The following is an 18,139-nucleotide window of genomic DNA, read 5'->3' as shown; positions in this document are numbered from 1 at the left end:
CCACCACGATGTCCGCCTCACCCTCTGCGCTACCTGCCAACGACGACGCTGCCGTCGTCCGCCACGACGACCGCGGGATCGTGCACCTGACCCTCAATCGTCCCGCCAGCTTCAATGCACTGTCCCAGGACATGCTGACGGCGCTGGATGATGCCTTTACGACCATCTCCCCCAGCCCTGACCTGCGTGCCGTGGTGATCGCCGCAGAGGGCCGGGCGTTCTGCGCCGGCCACGACCTGAAGGAGATGCGCGCCCTGGAAGATGAAGACGCCTACCGCCAGCTGTTCGCCCAATGCTCGCGGGTGATGCAGCGCCTGCAGGACTGCCCGGTCCCCGTGATCGCCCGGGTTCAAGGCCTGGCCACTGCCGCGGGTTGCCAGCTGGTCGCGAGTTGCGACATGGCGGTCGCCTCCAGCAGCGCGCGCTTCGCCGTATCTGGCATCAACGTGGGTCTGTTCTGCTCGACACCCGCCGTTGCCCTGACCCGCAACATCGGCCCCAAGCAGGCGGCTGAGATGCTGTTTACCGGTGACTTCATCGATGCCGAGCAGGCGTTGGCGTGGGGATTGATCAACCGTGTCGCCGAACCCGACGCGCTCGATGACTGCCTTGAGGCACTGCTGGATAACCTGCGCGCCAAGAGCCAGGTGGCGCTGTTTACCGGCAAGTCGATGCTGGCCCGCCAACGGGCACTCCCCTTGGGCCAGGCCTACGCCTATGCGGGGGAGGTCATGGCGGCCAACATGATGGCCGAGGATGTGGCAGAGGGCATCGACGCTTTTGTCGCCAAGCGCCGCCCCCGGTGGACACATCGATAAAGGGCGCTCGACTCACGACGTTCTCCTTTCATCCTTCACTTTTCACCCAAGGACTGGTTATGGAAGCGTTTTCCGTAAACGCGACAAGACGCTGCACCTGCAGGTATGCTAGCCCTTCAGCAACAGGTTCATGGCTAGCCCCAGGAGAAGACAGGTGACGGAGAACAAGCGCAGAGCAGCCGGGCGACCGGCCACCGGCAAGACCAGCGGAGGCCATAGCCAGTCGCTGGTGCGGGGACTCAATCTGCTGGAGCTGCTGGCCATGCGCCCCGGCGGGCTGGCCCTGTCCGATATTGCCGAGCAGGCCGACCTGGCCCCCTCTACGACGCACAGGTTACTGCAGGCACTGCTGAGCCAGGGCTTCGTGACACAGGACGAAACCCTTGGCGTGTGGCGCATCGACGTCAAGACCTTCCGCATCGGCAACAGCTTTCTCGAGGCTCGCGACTTTGTTGCCACCAGCCGCCCTTACCTGCGCAGGCTAACCAGAGACACCGGCGAAACGGCAAACCTGGGCGTACGCGATGGAACAACCGCGGTATTTCTGGCCCAGAGCGAATCCCCCCAGATGATGCGCATGATCACCCGCCTGGGCTCTCGTGCACCGCTGCATGCCTCCGGCGTGGGCAAGGCACTGATGGCCTGGCTGCCCGATGATGATCTAGAGCGGGTCCTGGCAGAACGTGGACTGGACCGTGTTACCGTCAATACTCTGTCGAGCCCTTCGGAGCTGCGCCGCGCCATGGCCGAGATTCGTCAGCGTGGATACGCCTGCGACCGCGAGGAACATGCCATCGGCCTGCACTGTGTGGCGGCCTGCATTCATGACGAACTCGGCACGCCTCTGGCCGCCATTTCGGTGTCGGGTCCGGTAGCACGCATCCCCGATGAGCGACTGGACGCGCTGGGCGAAAGGGTGCGCGATACCGCTGCCGAGATCACCGCACAACTAGGCGGGCGCGTTCCCGAGGCCGACGAGTTCAAGCCCTGATATCTCTACCGGCATCATTCCGTCATCCTCCACAGGAGCTGTCATGAGCGACGCCTGGCGTCAGTACAAGAGCGCTCCACCCGCCGGTACCGTGCTGCTGGAATGCTCCCGCCTGCCCCCTGGTGACAGTCAGTGCCTGTCCCTGGAAAGCGATAACGGTCGGTTTCCTCTGATCATCGCCCGTGATGCCGGCGGAGAGGTGCGCGCCTACGTCAACGCCTGCCCCCACCAGTACCTGCCCCTGAACGGGCGCAGCGACACGATAATGAGTCGGGACGGCGAACTGCTGATCTGCACCCATCACCAGGCCTGCTTTCGCCTCGACAGCGGTGAAGGCATCTCCGGCCCCGCCCAGGGCGAAGCGCTGGACCCGGTACCCGTGGTTGAGAAAGATGGCTGGTGGGTGATAGGTGAATGAAAACGCTATCCGCGCTTTCACACCGAAGAGCGACCCGCCACAGTGATCATGAAGCCACCCTCAGGACGTGGCTTCGCAGTGACGCATCAAGAATGCGAGCCCTCCGTCTGGCAGCGGAGCTGGACCTGGAAGATTGGTGCCTAGCCGCAGGCTTTGTGCGAAATCTGGTCTGGGATAAGCTTCATGACAAGCTGACGCCCTCCCCTCTCAACGACCTTGACCTCATCCACTACGCGCCCACCAGGACGTGTCAGAAGAGCGACGCGGCCATCCAGCACTTCCTTGAACAGCAATCCCCCTTGCCTTGGTCGGTCAAAAACCAGGCAAGAATGCACATTCGCAATCATGACGACCCCTATACGTCGACCGCGGATGCCATGAGCTATTGGGTGGAGCTGGAAACAGCGGTTGGCGTCAGGCTCTCACGCGATCAAGAGATCGAACTGATCGCCCCCTTCGGACTGGCGCCACTTTTCGCCGGCACAATTACACTCAACCCGAAAAGCGGCAAGGCCGACGCTTTTCGGCAGCGAGTCGAAGAAAAAGCCTGGCTTGCTCATTGGCCGAAGCTGAAGGTCCAGCAGCACCCGTGACGCTACATCGTCTCCCCGACCTCTCACCAAGTGAGGCTGATCATCACGGCGAGGGAGCGCCGTCGTAGGTCTCCCCCCTCAAGCACAGGTCAGCCATAGATAAGCCACAGATCAGCCACAGATTAGGCAAAGATCATTCCCCAAGAGAGGAATCACACCCCTGCTCCAGCTGATCGAGCCGGTCCTCAAGCCGCCCGACCAGCCCCATCAGGTCGCGATATTCCTCAGCGCTGAGCGTGGCCACGACATCGGCTTCCCACTGTCTTGCCTCGGGAATCAGCGTGGACAACAGCGTCCTTCCAGCCGCCGTCAGGCGTAGGTGCTGCACCCGCTGGTCATGATCCGCGGGTTGGCGCAGGATGAACCCTCGCTCCTCCAGCGCCTGTACCGCGCGGGAGATACGCACCTTGTCCATGCCCGTGGCCTGGGCGATCTGCTTGGCCGACAGTTCATCCAGATGGGACAGCCACGCCAGCACTCTCCACTGGGCAATGGTCAGCTGGTAGCGCTCTGCGTACATCTGCGCCAGCGCCTGGCTGAGCCTGTCCGCCAGCCGATTCAGCCGGTACGGAAGAAACTGCTGCAGATCCAGCCTAGCAATATCGGTATTGGTAGCGGTATCGCGCTCACGCGAGCCCATGGCGTCTTCCCCGGAGGATACGTTCGGCCGCCGACGTGAACGCCAGCTTATGGATGAATACCGAACGATAGCCGGGATAGGCAGGGGCAGCAATGCGGTGACACCCCTGTAGTGACACCCCTGAAGAGACATCCGTGTGGTGATACGAACGTGACGCTTGCGACCGTCACTCATGATGCCATCCAGTATGCCCCCCTGAGTCGGCGGGCTTAACACCCGACTCAGCTCACCACGACGCGATCCCGGCCTTCCCGTTTACCGACATACAGCGCCTTGTCAGCCCGCTTCAAGAGCGCATCCAGGTCCGTGTCCCCTGGTCGCATTTCGGCAATACCGATCGTCACGCTCAAGGCCAGCATGCTCATGTCGGAACGCGAGGCAAGCCCGGCGATAGCCTGCTGCAGGCGGGCAGCCACCTGTTTCGCATCGTCAAGGCGAGTGTCCGGCAGCGCCACCACAAACTCTTCGCCGCCGAAACGCCCGATAATGTCCTGTGGGCGCAGCGACTGCTGACAGGCCTCGGCAATTTCGATGAGGACCTGATCCCCCTGGCTATGGCCCCAGGTGTCGTTGATGACCTTGAAGTGATCGACATCCAGCATGAACAGACTAAGCGGAATGCCTTCCACGCGGGAGCGCTGAAATAGGGTCTGGGCACGCTTCATGAAGTGGCCTCGGTTAGCCAGGCCGGTCAATGCGTCCTGCTCGGCCATCCGCCTCAGCTGTGACTCCAGTGAACGCCGATGGGCCATTTCCCTGAGCAGCTGCCGATTGTGGCCGCGCTCCTCATGCAACAACGCAAACTGCTTGCGCTGCAGGTATTCCACCCGAAGCAGCGCAAAGAATCCCACTACATTGGCCATGATCAGCAGCAGCGTGATGCGCAAGATGACCACCGCAGAGACATCCGTCGCCAGCACCACAGCCACCAGAAAGCCCACGCTGAGGTACAGGCTGGCGCCGGTCACCACCGTCAACAGGTTAGGAATCAGCAGGTAGAACGCCATGATCGCCACGATGACCGCCAGCATCTGCGTCGACAGCGTATCAGGGCGCAGCGGAACGATAAGGATAATGCCGGTCGCCAATATCCAGAGCGGCAGGGCGTGCAACCACAGGCGCTGGCTGTAGTTGCCCCAACGCCCTATGGCCATGGCCAGCGCCAGACAACAGCCGACGACAATGGCCCGCATGATGACCAGCGCATAAAAGGCAGCGCTTTGACCGACATAAAAATAATCGGAAATGGTGAACATACCAAAGATCATCGCCGCCACGACAATCGCCAGGCGCGACTCAAAGCGAACCCTTGGTTTTATGGTGCGGCGATATACATCTTCACGGTCACGCTCGCGGAACTGCCCGGTCATCCAGTACACCTGGTGATCGGTTCTCTCTCTGAACTCAGGTGCCATCAATGACATCTCATCTCCCTGTCTGCCTCCCCGCCTATACCTGGCAGGTGTTGCCGGCGTCGCCTTGCCGGTCGGCAGAACGCGAGCCTGCGGCTCGTGCAACAGCCTGAGCGGCTGCTGTCCCCGGCAGAACCCCTAAATCATTATTTTATTAAATTAAACAAACGCTTATATTAAAATACAAACCATTGAAATTACACAAGTAAAGATCACCTGCAGTGAAAAACAAACATCGATTTTAGGCCGTTAATCGTATCCGTACAGCGATGGTTGAACGAGACCGAAGTGCACTTTAGCCGCCGTGTTATCACGTCTTCACCACCGACAAAAAAGTGCTTGTTCAGCATGAAAAAGTCCCGCTAGCAAGACGTTTTTCCGGAAAGTGGAAGCGTATAAACTTCACGCCCGTTTTGCGCGAACCGTGTCGGAGAACACTCTTTGGGCGTATTCCACTAAAGTCACGTGCCAATTAGTTTCTTTTGAAACTATATTGAAAGGACATCAGCAGTCGTCTTTTCGATGGAGGTGTCTTTCATGTCTCCCCGCCCTGGACGAAGCTCTCTGACCTACCAGAGTGGCTTTCGTAACCACTTCACCAGCGAGGCACTGCCTGGCGCCCTGCCCCAAGGGCTGAATTCGCCCCAGCGATGCCCTTACGGGTTGTACGCCGAGCAGCTCACCGGCTCGGCCTTCACCGCGCCGCGTAGCCACAACCTGAGAAGTTGGCTCTACCGCATCCGCCCGTCGGTGGCCCAAAGCGCCTACCATCCATTGGATGGCGGTGATCTTGCCACCGCGCCACTATCACGGCCTGCCGCAGACCCCAACCAGATGCGCTGGGACCCAGCCCCTATGCCCGAGGCGGCCACCGACTTCATCGACGGCCTGACCACCATCGCGGTCAATGGTGACGCCGGCACCCAGACCGGCTGCGGCGTCCACCTCTATGCCTGCAACAGCGACATGACCGAGCGCTTCTTCTACAGCGCCGACGGTGAGCTGCTGATCGTGCCCCAGCTCGGCACCCTGCGCCTGCGCACCGAGTTCGGCACCCTGGACGTAGGGAATGGCGAGATCGCGCTGATCCCCCGTGGGGTCAAGCTCCAGGTACGCATTGTTGAGGGCGACCAGGCCCGAGGCTATGTCTGCGAAAACTACGGCAGTCCGCTGGAGCTGCCGGGGCTTGGCCCTATCGGGGCCAACGGCCTGGCCAACCCGCGCGATTTCCTGTCCCCCGTCGCCGCCTATGAGGAGGTCAGCGGCGACATCGAGCTGGTGGCCAAGTTTTCAGGCAGGTTATGGGCGGCCCGGCTCGACCACTCGCCACTGAATGTGGTGGCCTGGCACGGCAACCTGGCGCCCTGCAAGTACGACCTGGCCAACTTCAACACCATCAACACGGTGAGCTTTGACCACCCGGACCCATCGATCTTCACCGTGCTGACCTCTCCGTCGGATACCCCAGGCATGGCCAATATCGATTTCGTGATCTTTCCCCCACGCTGGATGGTGGCCGAAAACACCTTCCGCCCGCCCTACTTCCATCGCAACCTGATGAGCGAATTCATGGGCTTGATCCATGGCGAGTACGACGCCAAGGCTGGGGGATTCCTGCCCGGCGGCGCCAGCCTGCACAACTGCATGTCGCCCCATGGCCCCGACGCCGAGAGCTTCGAGAAGGCCTCGAACGCATGCCTGGAACCCCACTACCTGGGCGCGACTCTGGCCTTCATGTTCGAGAGTCGCTACGTGTTCCAGCCCACTGAAAAGGCTCTGGCCGCCGACTTCCGCCAACGCGACTACGTGAGCGTGTGGCAGGGACTGCGCTCCCACTTCGACCCGAACCGGCCCTGAGCCACGCGACAACAAGGAATCCTGCGATGAAACTGGCTAGCCTCAAGAGCGGACGCGACGGCGAACTGGTGGTCGTCTCCCGTGACCTGACTCGCGCCGTGCGCGTTCCCCAGATCGCCACCACCCTGCAACAGTTGATGGAAGATTGGGACACCAACGCGCCCCTGCTCGAGGACATCTACCGGCGGCTCAATGACGGCGAGCTGGATCAGGCCTTCGAGCTCGACCATCACTCACTGCACTCGCCGCTGCCACGCACCTACCACTGGGCCGATGGCTCGGCCTATCTCAATCACGTACAGCTGGTACGCCAGGCGCGCAACGCCGAGATGCCAGAGACCTTCTGGAGCGACCCGCTGATGTACCAAGGCGGCGGCGACCGCTTTATCGGTCCCTTTGACGATATCGAGGCGATCAGCGAGGACCATGGCATCGACTTCGAGGGTGAGCTTGCCGTCATCACCGACGACGTGCCCATGGCGACCAGCCCCGACCAGGCAGCCGGACATATCAAGCTGATCATGCTGGTCAACGACGTCAGTCTGCGTGGCTTGATTCCTGGAGAGCTAGCCAAGGGCTTCGGCTTCTTTCAGGCCAAGCCGGCCTCGAGCTTCTCGCCGGTCTGCGTCACCCCGGACGAGCTGGGCGAGGCCTGGCGCGATGGCCGCGTGCATCTGCCGCTGACGGTTCACCTCAACGGCGAGATGTTCGGCGCGCCTGAGGCGGGGCCCGACATGATTTTCAGCTTCCCCCGACTGGTGGCCCACGCCGCGCGCACCCGCCACCTGGGTGCCGGTGCGGTGATCGGCTCCGGCACCGTGTCCAACCCGGACCCGGATGGCGGCCCCGGCAAGCCGGTGGCCGACGGTGGCGTAGGCTATAGCTGCCTGGCCGAGGTACGCATGGTAGAGAAGATTCTCCACGGTGACAGCACGACACCCTTCATGCGCTTCGGCGATCGCGTGCGCATCGAGATGTTCGACGACGGCGGTCACAGCATCTTCGGTGCCATCGACCAGCGAGTGGTGAAGTACACACTCTGATCCCACCAGCGGATACTCCACATGCAGCTCTACGGCTATTTCCGCTCTTCGGCGGCCTATCGGGTGCGAATCGTCGCCAACCTCAAGGGCATCTCCCTCGACCATCATCCGATCGACCTGAGCAAGGGCGAGCAGCGGGACAGCGTCAATCTGGCGCGCAACCCCCAGGGGCTGGTGCCGACCCTGATCACCGATGATGGGCAGCCGCTGACCCAGTCCCTGGCGCTGTGCGAATATCTGGACGAATGCTATCCCGATCCGCCGCTGCTGCCCGGCGATGCCGCACAGCGGGCGCGCATCCGCGCCCTGGCCCAGGTCATCGCCTGCGATATCCATCCGCTCAATAACCTGCGGGTGCTGACGCATCTGACCGGCGCGCTAGGCCTGTCCCAAGACTCCCGGCTGGCCTGGTACCGCCACTGGGTCGCCACGGGGCTGACAGCGGTCGAGACCATGCTTGAGCCTCATAGAGGCAGGTTCTGTGTTGGCGATCAGCCGACCCTGGCCGACGTCTGTCTGGTGCCGCAGGTGTTCAACGCCGAACGCTTCGACTGTGACCTGTCCGCCTATCCCGCGATACAAGCGATCTGCGAGCAGGCTCGCTGTCTACCAGCGTTCGCCAAAGCGGCACCCGAGGTTCAGCCCGACGCGCGCTGAGATCGGCTACACTACTCGGCTACGCTGCTCCGCTATCTTAGCCAGCTACCTTAGCCAGCTACCCTGGTCAGCCACCCGAGGCCCCACCAGGCGCTGCCGGTATGGCCGAGCAGCCCGCCATATCATCGTGAAGGGAGCGTCGCGCGGCGCTCCCTTCGCGTTCCCTGACACTTGCCATCGCCGATCTGGAGCTGCACGTGCTGAACCCGACATCCCGCGCTACGGTAGGCCTGCTGGCCGCGCTGACCGCTCTGGGGCCGCTGGCCACCGACATGTATCTTCCCGCCATGCCCGCCATGCGTGAGGCCCTCGGTACCGGCGCCGACCAGATCCAGTTGACTCTATCGCTGTACCTGATTGGCTTTGCCATGGCGCAACTGCTGTGCGGCCCACTGTCGGACCGTTTCGGCCGCAAGCCGATTCTCGCCGCCGGCATGGGTATCTTCCTGCTGGCAAGCCTGGCCTGCGCGTTCGCCCCCAACATCGAGACATTGCTGGTGGCGCGCTTCTTCCAGGCCCTGGGCGGCTCTGCCGGCCCGGTGCTGGGCCGGGCCGCAGTACGCGACATCCACGGCCCCTTCGAGGCCAGCCGTATCCTTTCCTACATGGCCAGCGTCATGGCCCTGGCCCCGGCGCTGGCACCGGTGGTGGGCGCGGGCCTGCTGGTGTGGTTCGGCTGGGACGCGATCTTCCTGGCGCTGGCGTTCTACGCCCTGGCCATGCTCGGGCTGATCGCGATGATGCCGGAGCCACTGCCCAAGGATCGCCGCCAGTCGATCAAGCCCTCGGCACTGGCTACCACCTTCCGCTCATTGCTCGGACAGCGAGACTTTATCGGCTATACCCTGGCCAACGCCGCGGCTTTCTCCGGCCTGTTCGCCTTTCTATCAGGCTCATCCTTCGTGCTGATCGACTACATGGGTGTCAGTCCCGACGTCTACGGCTATCTGTTCGCCGCTATCGTGCTGGGCTTCTTTATCGGCTCGATGGCAAGCGCCAAGCTCAGCCGTCGGCGTAGCCGACACCAGCTGCTGACGGTAGCAACGCTGATCGCTGCCCTGGGCGGTATCACCATGGCCTTGCTGTCAGTGGCCGGGGTGCATACGCCCTGGGCGGTCATCGTCCCCAACATGGTCTACATGGTCGGCTTCGGCATCATCATGCCGCAGACCATGGGAGGCGCCCTGGCGCCCAACCCCCATTGTGCGGGCTCGGCCTCGGCGCTGTTCGGGTTTATCCAGATGAGTATCGCCGCCGCCGCAGGCGCGCTGGTCGGCCAGTTACACGACGGCACCTCCCATAGCATGGCGATCGCCATCGGGCTTTCCGGGATGCTGGCGCTGGTCTGCTACCGCTGTATTGTCAGCGATAGGGGTCAACCAGAACGTGCAGGGGCAACGGCCTGATCCTGCGACCGGGCCACTGGAGGATAGCCAATGCGACACTTCGACCCTCACTCCCTGGCACTATTCGTCGCCGTGTGCGATCACGGTAGCATTGCGGCCGCCGCGGAGCAGATGGCCATCGTGCCCTCGGCCATCAGCAAACGCATGACGGCACTTGAGCAGCAGGCAGGGGTACGCCTGCTGATTCGGCGCAAGCGCGGGATCATGGTGACACCGGCGGGAGAGGTCATGCTGCGTGCGGCACGCGAGACATTGTCCTCACTGGAACGCCTCCAGGCTGAGCTGAGCGAGTTCAGTCATGGCCTGCAAGGCAACCTGCGCATTCTTGCCAGTCTGTCGGCGGTATGCCAATTTCTGCCCGGCCAGATCAGCCAGTTCATGAAGGAACACCCCCGCGTCCAGGTCAATCTGGAAGAAAAGATCAGTGCACTGATCACCCGGGGCATCGAGGAAGGTCGTGCCGATATCGGCTTGTGCTGGGAAAACGCGCGTACCCATCACCTGCATCATCGGCACTACCACACCGACCAGCTTGGCCTGGTGGTCAAACCGGAACATCCACTGGCCAACCGACAGTGTCTGCGCTTCGAAGAAACCCTTCCCTACGACCATGTAGAGATTCTGCCTGGTAGCCTGGTCAGCCTGACCCTGCAGCGAGAAGCGTCACTGTTGGGCCAGCCGATTCGCTTTCGCGTCCACGTCACTACCTTTGACGCTACCTTCCGAATCGTGGATTCGGGCCTGGCGGTCGCCGTGGTCCCTATGGATGCGGCGGTTCTCTATGCCAAGGCGATGGATATACGAGCCATTCCGCTGACCGATGACTGGGCCACCCGGCGCTTCGTCGCCTTCGTCAGAGACATCGACGCTCTCAGCGCTCCGGCGCGCCACCTGTTTGACTATTTGACCGACACGCCAACGGATTCATCCGGTCGTTGAGCGTTTCTCGACGGCTATGGGCCAAGTTCCAGCATGGTGCCGGGTAGCCAAAGCGCAAGCCCCGGAAACACCATCACCAGAGCAAGGCCCAGCAACATCAGCAACACAAAGGGCAGTGAGCCACGAATGATCTGACCGATGGGGGCCTCAGTCACCGCCTTGATGGTGAACAGGTTCATCCCAACCGGCGGTGTAATCATCGCCAGCTCCAGGTTGATCACCAGCATCACGCCGTACCAGATGGGACTAATCTCGAGCAACGCGAGCACCGGCAGCACGACCGGCGAGGTGATCAAGATGATAGCGATGGATTCGAGGAACATCCCGAGCACAAAGATCAGCGCCATCATCATCAGCAAGAAACCAAAGGTGCCCAGTTCCATGGTCGACACCAGGCTCACTATCTGCTGGGGAATCAGCAGCTTGGTCAAGGCATGACTGAACACCGCCGCACCGGCCAGGATCATGAACAGCATCGCCGAGGTACGACTGGCGTCGATGGCGGAGGCCCAGATCTGGCGTGGACCGATAGTTCGGTAGATGAGGCCTCCTACGGCAAGGGCCAACAAGGCTCCTACAGCTGCCGCCTCGGTGGCCGTGAACACTCCGACGTACATTCCCCCAAGCACCAGTGCTGGCAGCGCAAGCGCCCAGCACGACGCTCGCAAGGCTCGTAGTACTTCGCCCAGGCCGGCCCTTGGCTCTCGTCGGCAATGACGCTGCTGAAAGGCCGTCGACAGCATGAAGATCAGCGCCAGCATCAGGCCGGGCACCAGGCCCGCCATGAACAGTCCGCCGATGGAGGTGTCGGTCGCCACCCCATAGATGATCATGGGACCCGAGGGCGGTATCAGGATGCCCAGGGTCCCGCCAGCGGCCACCAGACCATAGGCCACTCGAGGATCATAGCCATAGCGAATCATCTGCGGGATCGCCACCGCTCCGATGGTCAAGGCCGTCGCCACACTGGAGCCGGAAATCGCCGAGAAGATCATGCAGGCCAGAATGGTGGCGACGCCGACGCCACCCGGAAGATGCCGGGTCAAGGTGTAGGCGGTAGCGTAGAGATCATCGATGATCCGCGCGCGAATCATGATATGTGCCATATAAGCAAACAGCGGGATGGCCAGCAGCACATACAGACTGATCTTGTGAAAGATGATCTCGGAAATACCTTCAATGCCTGCTCCTGACGCCAGCAGCAGGCCTCCCCCAAAGATCGACAGCCCGGCGAAGATCGGCAGACCGGTAAACAGCAGTACCACCAGGCCCAGCAAAATGGCAGCGATGGTCATCATGCGCGACCCCCTCGTACGTGAGACTCGCACGAATCGGCTTTGACAAAGGCATGCCCCCCACCAGCGAGTCGCAGCAGGGACTCCAGCGCCACCATGGCCAGCATCGCGCCACCAAAAGGAATCATCAGCTGCAACAGATACAGGGGGATCTGAACATAGCCGATGGTCGTCATGCCGAGCATTCGCGAGAACATCGCCGTCTGCCAGCCATCCACCACCAGAAACACCGCAACCACCAGCACTGCGATCATCGACCAGGCCTGAACCCAGCGACGATGCCCTTGCCCCAGTCGCTCCGTCATCAAGTCGACGCCAAGGTGGCGTCCCTCGCGCAGCGCCGATGCGGTGGCGCACATGACGATACCGACCAGAACAAAGGTCACCACATCATCGACCCATAGCGATGGGCTGCCCAGCAGATAGCGAGCGATCACCGAGTAGCCAATCAACAGCATGGCGGCGAGCACGCCCACGGCGGATAGCGCCATAAACAGGGTAGTGATGGCCGTCACCAAGGGAGATATCCAGCGACATAGGCGTGCTGCCAGGTTGACGGATCCTGCTGGGCGGGAAGACGTCTCGATAGACATGTCACCCTCCTTTCCGGTGGGCATGGAATTCAACGAAGATCGGCTCAGCGCTGTTCAATCAGATCCAGCAATTCTTGTCCGCGGGGAGCACTCTCCAGAAAAGCCGCTTCCACCGCCGGTCGCATGATCTCCGCCATGGCCTGTTGCTGCGCTTCATCAAGCAGCGTGATCTGCATGCCGTTGTCCTCGAGCTTGGCGACCTGATCGTCAGGGATTCCCGGTTCAGTAGGCAGCAGCTGCTGTTCGGCGCGCTCCAGCGCGGCGCCCACCACCTCCTTGAGGTCGTCGGGTAGATCGTTCCACCAGCGCGGATTGACGATGACATTCTGGAAGACGGTGATCAGGTTGGATCCCACACCAAACGACTGCACCTCGAAGTAACGGCGCGCATAGACAGCACTGGCACTGCTCATGGCGGCATCGATCACGCCGGTTTGCAGCCCCTGGTAGACCTCGGAGCCGGGCATGGTGGAGGGTGAGGCGCCCATGGCGATCAGGCCCGCATCAAAGACCTTGCTGAGCCCACGAATCTTGATGCCCTGGAAGGCATCCGGGCTCGCTAACGGCGCATCGGCGGAGGTGTAGACCAGGTTGTTGGCATCCACCAGCCAGGCCAAATTGGTGACCCCTTTTTCCGCCATGCGCTGATCAAGCCAGCTGGCCGCCTCCGAGTCAGCGAAGGCTGCCAGGTCTTCAGGACGGGTGATCAGGTAGGGTATGTTGAAAACCTGCATGGCAGGTATCGTCCCACCCCAAAGCAAGTTAAGCATCGATGCCGCTTCGATCTGCCCGCGTGCGACCGCAGCATGGAACTGGGTCGGGCCATAGAGCTGGGCAGCGCCAAAGATCTCGACATCGATACGTCCGTCGCTGTCGGCCTCGACCTCGTCGGCAAAGGTCTCCAGCGCCTGGGCAACATGGTGAGATGCCGGCAGCTGATGAGCCAGACGCAGGCTGTAATCCGCGGCCCAGGCGCTACTCGACAGGCCAAACAGAGCGATGGCGGCGGCTAGGATAGAGACGCTTCGATGGGATGGGGTCATGGCTGGACTCTCTTTGTTATCGTTGTACGTGGTTGTGCGTTGCTCTCGTCACACGTTGCGTGTCATCCATCAGGATGACCGTCACTTGCTGTGCTCGATTCATTCGCACGGCCTTGTCCAGGCTCGAGGGCCCGGCGGACCTGTTCAGTTTGTGGGGGTGATACCCGCGCGCCCCAGTATCTCGTCGGTGTGCTCACCAATGCTGGCCAGTGGCATGCGAACCTGTGGCCGTCTCCCCCCCATCAGCAGCGGCAGCAGTACCGTCTGGGTGGGCTCTCCTTTCTCACTCAACAGCGGTGTCAGGCCACCGCTGGCCTTGAGGTGAGGATCATTAAGCAACTCATCGGGGCGGGTGATCGGTGCATAAGGCAAGCCCGCCTCATCCAGTCGACGGCTGACATCGTCGATCTCCAGGCCCGCCAGGGTCTCTCCAAGTGTATCGAGCAGCGCTCGTCGGAGCGGCAGACGTTGCTCATTGGTGGCGAGCGACGGATCGTCGCGCAGGTCCTTTCTCCCTAGCACCTCGCACAGCTGGGCCCACTGCTTGTCACTGACGGCACCGATGAATAACTGTTCGCCTTCGGCCAGGGTAAACACGTCATACACGGTCCATGGCGATACGCGGGAGGGCATCGGTGGCGGAACCTGCTGCGACATGGCCGCCTGCTGCATATGCGAGGCGCTGAGGAACACACAGTTCTCGAACAGCGCGCTCTGGATCTCCTGGCCGCGCAAGGTCTTGCCCCGTTCCATCAAGGCCGCCAGTACTCCGATCGCCCCGAACATGCCTCCCATAATGTCATTGACCGAGGCACCTGCCCGCAGCGGCCGCCCCTGTGGACCGGTCATGTAAGCCAGGCCACCCATCATCTGCACCACCTCGTCGAGCGCCAGTCGCTTGTCATATGGGCCAGGCAGAAAGCCCTTGTGGGAGACATAGATCAACGCGGGGTAGCGTGATGACAGCTCTGCATAGCCAAAGCCAAGACTCTCCATCAATCCGGGGCGGAAGTTCTCGATCATCACGTCAGCTTCTGCGAGCAAGGCATGCAACGCCTGTTGACCCGCTTCCGACTTGATATCCAGCACAACGCTCTTCTTGTTGCGATTGTAGGTACGGAAGAAGCCCACACCCACTCCACTCATCTTGCGCGTCTTGTCCCCTGATGGAGGCTCAATCTTGATCACCTCGGCCCCCAGGTCGGCAAGAATCATGCCGCAGGTCGGGCCCATTACCATATGGCTGAATTCAATGACCCGGATGCCTGATAGTGGCAGCGGGGTGTCGGCAGAAGCGGTCATGGCACGGTCCTTTCAATCAAGGTCATGGCTATCTAACGCATTGCTAGCGCGGTCATGTCAGAGGCCCAGGGATGCACGGCAGGGTCCACGGGATATGGTGGGGTAGAGACACAGGACTTTCGGCGTGGCGGCTTCTGTCAGGAAGCGACCCGCCCCCTGCAGAAGGTGCGAGGCAGCCCAGCTCGCCACAGGGTGCCGTGGGTGGCTTCACCGTCCAGCCAGCCGACGAGATCGGCGCGCAGTTCAAGCAGCCTGTCGATGTCGACACCGGTAGCCAGTCCCATGGCTTCGAGCATGAAGACCAGGTCTTCGGTGGTGGTATTGCCGCTGGCGCCAGGCGCATGAGGGCAGCCTCCGATGCCGGCCAGGGAAGCATCAAAGCGGGTGATGCCGACATCGAGCGCGGCCAGGGTATTGGCCAGGGCGAGACCTCGCGTATCGTGGAAGTGGGCACGCCACAAGGCATCGCCCGCTACCTGGCGGGCGGCGGTGAACAGCTCCCGAACACTTTGCGGGTCGGCATAGCCAACCGTATCGGCCAGGCTGACGCGGTCCGCACCAGCCTGAAGCGCTGCCTCTAGCAGCCGCAGCACTTCCTCCCGTGGAACCTCGCCCTGGAGCGTGCAGCCAAAGGCTGTACCGACTCCGACTTCGATCAAGGTGGCGCTCGCCGCACTGTCCCGGGCATCGCGTATCCGGGCCACCTCCTCCACCATCGCATCAGGCGTCTTTTTGACGTTGGCTATGCTGTGGGCGTGGCTTGCCGACAATGGCAGCAACATGAGATCTGCGGCACTGTCGATAGCAAGCTCGGCGCCCTTTAGATTGGGCACCAGCACCGAAACAAAGAGCGCCTCCCACTGACGGGAAAGTGACACCAGTTCAGCCGTGTCAGCCAGTTGTGGCATCAAGCGTGGGGGCACAAAGGAGCCCACTTCGATCTCCCGCAGACCAGCCCGGTAGGCGGCTTCAATCCAGCGGAGCTTTCGCTCGGTAGGTAGGGTCATCGCCAGGCTCTGCAGACCATCACGAAGACCCACCTCACAGATGGTAGCGGAGTGAAACGCAGAGGAAACCATGGGCAACTCCGATGAGTCGTAGTGGCAAGTGGTAAACCGACTCTAGAAAGCCCGAGAAAGGAACAACAGTTCGCAATTTTCAACCAACACGTTCCAGGATGGAACGATAAGACCATAACCAGATAACTTTCAAACTCTTATATAATAAATGAAAAGACTATTTGCTAGCCGGTCTCTACAACCTTGGTCTGCTCTTCATCGACTAAAGGCGTATATATCAAACATCCATCTGATATCGCGATAGTGTTGGGACAGTGGAAACATCGTCGATTTCTACAATCGTTCCCGAGCAGAATGCTTGGTGCACACGCCTCCCCTTGAATCCTCTCTTTTGCATTCTCTTCCATCGCCAAGCGGCCCCGTCGAGATGAACTGACCCGACGGGGCCGCTGGCATTGCGGCGCTGCTACTGGCGCCAGGCGCGCACGAAGGTCCAGGTGCCGATGCCCCAGGCGCCATTGACCAGAAAGCCAATGGGGAACACGGCAGGATCGATACCGCGCCCCTTGAGCGGGAAGACCACCAGCATCGCCACCAGCGTCAGCGCGATACCGCCGAACAGGCCCGCCTTCCACCAGCCACCGCGCTCAATACGTGCTGCCGCAAACACCAGCATCATGACCAGGCCCCAGACACCGCCCCAAAAACTTGCAGAAAACCAGGCGGGGACGTCGAGAGGGGCGACCGGCGTCATGGAATAAGGTGAAAAGGGGATCACTCCGTAGGCGTTGAGCAATCCCACCACGGGTTGGTGGAAGCAGATGACGGCAAGAAATCCGGCGGCGAAGGCAAGGGCAAGATGGCGGGACATGGCGACTCCTCCTGAGAAGCGTGGACAGGGATCATTCTCTGACACCAGCAGCGTCCGGCTGGTGTTCATCAGACTCCCACGGCGGCCTATATCGCTCAAGGGCCATCAGGAAAAGCGCCGCGTCCGCCATCGTGGCGGGTTGGCTCCCCATGCCTCACTGTGCATGTCTTCAGCGGGCGCCGTCATCGAAAGCAGGCGTTAGCCACCGGGCTGAGGATAGAGTCCCCCCTCGCCGATCAACACGGCCTGGCCGGCAATTTCGATGCTCACCTTGTCCTTGTCATCGCGCCGGGCACGCGCATGGATCAGGCTAGACCGCCCCATCGCATCGCCCTGATGGATTCGCCAGTCGACGCTCTTGCCCTTCATTTCTGTCCCTAGAAATCCTGCCAGTGCGGCCGCAGCGCTGCCCGTTGCCGGGTCCTCGACAAAGCTGCCCCCGTGACGGGAGAACATTCGCGCGTGAAGCGTGCCGGCGCCCTTCGCCTGTCTGGCGTTGTCGGCACTCACGTAAAAATAGACCTGCTCCACGCCGCTGGGCGAAACGTGAGAATGCCAGACACTCGAGGCCAGCTGAATGCCCGACAGGGCATCGACACTGGCCAACGGAACCAGGTGGAACGGCAGCCCGCAGGACGCCTGGACCGGATCACCCGTGATGTCATCCGGGGCGAGACCGGCAAGCTCGGCCGCGTTGGCTTGTCCCAGGGTGCTGGTGCCAACCTCCGGGGCACGGGCAATGCGAAAGCGTGCCAGATCGCCTTCATAGGTCACCTTCAGGGGCCCTGCCGCAAGGTCCAGCACCAGTTCGCTGCGGGCGTTATCCACCAGTCCCTGGGCCGCCAGCAGGTGCGCCGTGCCAATGCAAGGATGCCCGGCAAAGGGCAGCTCCCTGTCGGGGGTAAAGATGCGCAGCGGAAAGTGAGCGCCCGCCTGGGCCCGCCCAACGAACACCGTCTCGGCCAGGTTGAGTTCATTGGCGATCGCTTGCATGCGCTCCGCCTCAAGACCATCGGCATCGAGAAATACCGCCAGGGGGTTTCCGGCGAAGGGCCGGTCGGTAAACACATCGAGCAGATAATAGCGGGTCAAGGACGGTAGCATCGGCGACTCCACGGGAAGCAGGTTGGACCAGCAACAGGCAACATTCACCCGGGCCAGGTAGCGCCTTCCAGCATACTGGCCTGGGCCGCTTTCTCGCCAGCACATGGCGCGCCACTTTTCTCTACGGCAAAGTCAGCG

Annotated in this window: 18 protein-coding genes; 9 read left to right on the top strand and 9 right to left on the bottom strand. The window is 61.7% G+C overall.

Annotated elements, in window-relative coordinates:
- Positions 1–8: 8 nt before the first annotated feature.
- The 4 genes from KUV72_RS07880 (at position 9) to KUV72_RS07865 (ending at position 2,820) form a co-directional block, all read left to right on the top strand.
- On the top strand, positions 9–818 hold the full coding sequence (locus KUV72_RS07880; protein ID WP_222162213.1) for an enoyl-CoA hydratase: 810 nt from the start codon (positions 9–11) through the stop codon (positions 816–818).
- A gap of 154 nt (positions 819–972) precedes the next feature.
- Positions 973–1,809: an IclR family transcriptional regulator gene (locus tag KUV72_RS07875; RefSeq protein WP_222162214.1), complete on the top strand. Its 837-nt coding sequence runs from the start codon at positions 973–975 to the stop codon at positions 1,807–1,809.
- 43 nt (positions 1,810–1,852) lie between these two features.
- Positions 1,853–2,227 carry a Rieske (2Fe-2S) protein gene (locus KUV72_RS07870; RefSeq protein WP_222237949.1) on the top strand — a complete coding sequence of 125 codons (375 nt, stop codon included), beginning with the start codon at positions 1,853–1,855 and terminating at the stop codon, positions 2,225–2,227.
- Complete coding sequence (locus KUV72_RS07865; RefSeq protein WP_261317392.1) at positions 2,224–2,820, top strand: nucleotidyltransferase family protein; 597 nt, start codon at positions 2,224–2,226, stop codon at positions 2,818–2,820. Before KUV72_RS07870 ends, KUV72_RS07865 begins: the two co-directional genes overlap by 4 nt.
- A 133-nt stretch (positions 2,821–2,953) precedes the next feature.
- Here the strand turns inward: KUV72_RS07865 and KUV72_RS07860 are convergent, their stop codons facing one another.
- Both KUV72_RS07860 and KUV72_RS07855 read right to left on the bottom strand, forming a co-directional pair.
- Positions 2,954–3,460 carry a MarR family winged helix-turn-helix transcriptional regulator gene (locus tag KUV72_RS07860; protein WP_206942173.1) on the bottom strand — a complete coding sequence of 169 codons (507 nt, stop codon included), beginning with the start codon at positions 3,458–3,460 and terminating at the stop codon, positions 2,954–2,956.
- A 221-nt stretch (positions 3,461–3,681) separates the two neighbouring features.
- On the bottom strand, positions 3,682–4,884 hold the full coding sequence (locus KUV72_RS07855) for a GGDEF domain-containing protein (protein ID WP_261317391.1): 1,203 nt from the start codon (positions 4,882–4,884) through the stop codon (positions 3,682–3,684).
- A 525-nt stretch (positions 4,885–5,409) separates the two neighbouring features.
- On the opposite strand from KUV72_RS07855, the gene hmgA reads away from it, so the two are divergent.
- The 5 genes from hmgA to KUV72_RS07830 all read left to right on the top strand — a co-directional run bounded on the left by hmgA (position 5,410) and on the right by KUV72_RS07830 (position 10,774).
- A complete protein-coding gene (gene hmgA / locus KUV72_RS07850) occupies positions 5,410–6,729 on the top strand; it encodes a homogentisate 1,2-dioxygenase (RefSeq protein ID WP_222237948.1) in 1,320 nt (439 codons plus the stop codon).
- 26 nt (positions 6,730–6,755) lie between these two features.
- The gene (locus KUV72_RS07845) at positions 6,756–7,772 is read left to right on the top strand and encodes a fumarylacetoacetate hydrolase family protein (RefSeq protein WP_222237947.1); all 1,017 of its coding nucleotides are present in this window, start codon (positions 6,756–6,758) and stop codon (positions 7,770–7,772) included.
- Positions 7,773–7,793: 21 nt separating this feature from the next.
- The gene (gene maiA, locus KUV72_RS07840) at positions 7,794–8,429 is read left to right on the top strand and encodes a maleylacetoacetate isomerase (RefSeq protein WP_206942167.1); all 636 of its coding nucleotides are present in this window, start codon (positions 7,794–7,796) and stop codon (positions 8,427–8,429) included.
- Between the two features lie 197 nt (positions 8,430–8,626).
- Positions 8,627–9,835, top strand: coding sequence for a multidrug effflux MFS transporter (locus tag KUV72_RS07835; protein ID WP_222162221.1), 1,209 nt, complete (start codon positions 8,627–8,629; stop codon positions 9,833–9,835).
- A gap of 30 nt (positions 9,836–9,865) precedes the next feature.
- Positions 9,866–10,774 carry a LysR substrate-binding domain-containing protein gene (locus tag KUV72_RS07830; protein WP_222162222.1) on the top strand — a complete coding sequence of 303 codons (909 nt, stop codon included), beginning with the start codon at positions 9,866–9,868 and terminating at the stop codon, positions 10,772–10,774.
- A gap of 14 nt (positions 10,775–10,788) precedes the next feature.
- Here the strand turns inward: KUV72_RS07830 and KUV72_RS07825 are convergent, their stop codons facing one another.
- The 7 genes from KUV72_RS07825 to KUV72_RS07795 form a co-directional block, all read right to left on the bottom strand.
- The gene (locus tag KUV72_RS07825; protein WP_222237946.1) at positions 10,789–12,072 is read right to left on the bottom strand and encodes a TRAP transporter large permease; all 1,284 of its coding nucleotides are present in this window, start codon (positions 12,070–12,072) and stop codon (positions 10,789–10,791) included.
- Positions 12,069–12,662 (bottom strand): TRAP transporter small permease, encoded by a 594-nt coding sequence (locus tag KUV72_RS07820; RefSeq protein ID WP_222237945.1) that lies wholly within the window; start codon positions 12,660–12,662, stop codon positions 12,069–12,071. Before KUV72_RS07820 ends, KUV72_RS07825 begins: the two co-directional genes overlap by 4 nt.
- Before the next feature lie 44 nt (positions 12,663–12,706).
- Positions 12,707–13,705 (bottom strand): TRAP transporter substrate-binding protein DctP, encoded by a 999-nt coding sequence (gene dctP / locus KUV72_RS07815; RefSeq protein WP_222162225.1) that lies wholly within the window; start codon positions 13,703–13,705, stop codon positions 12,707–12,709.
- A gap of 144 nt (positions 13,706–13,849) precedes the next feature.
- A complete protein-coding gene (locus tag KUV72_RS07810) occupies positions 13,850–15,007 on the bottom strand; it encodes a CaiB/BaiF CoA transferase family protein (RefSeq protein WP_222162226.1) in 1,158 nt (385 codons plus the stop codon).
- Between the two features lie 137 nt (positions 15,008–15,144).
- Positions 15,145–16,086: a hydroxymethylglutaryl-CoA lyase gene (locus tag KUV72_RS07805; protein WP_222237944.1), complete on the bottom strand. Its 942-nt coding sequence runs from the start codon at positions 16,084–16,086 to the stop codon at positions 15,145–15,147.
- A gap of 406 nt (positions 16,087–16,492) precedes the next feature.
- The gene (locus tag KUV72_RS07800) at positions 16,493–16,897 is read right to left on the bottom strand and encodes a hypothetical protein (protein WP_222237943.1); all 405 of its coding nucleotides are present in this window, start codon (positions 16,895–16,897) and stop codon (positions 16,493–16,495) included.
- Positions 16,898–17,095: 198 nt separating this feature from the next.
- Positions 17,096–18,001 carry a PhzF family phenazine biosynthesis protein gene (locus KUV72_RS07795; RefSeq protein ID WP_222237942.1) on the bottom strand — a complete coding sequence of 302 codons (906 nt, stop codon included), beginning with the start codon at positions 17,999–18,001 and terminating at the stop codon, positions 17,096–17,098.
- Positions 18,002–18,139 lie beyond the last annotated feature (138 nt).

The sequence above is a fragment of the Halomonas sp. DP4Y7-1 genome (genome assembly GCF_019800705.1).
Classification (GTDB): domain Bacteria; phylum Pseudomonadota; class Gammaproteobacteria; order Pseudomonadales; family Halomonadaceae; genus Halomonas; species Halomonas litopenaei_A.
This window is presented reverse-complemented; position numbering and strand designations above follow the sequence as displayed.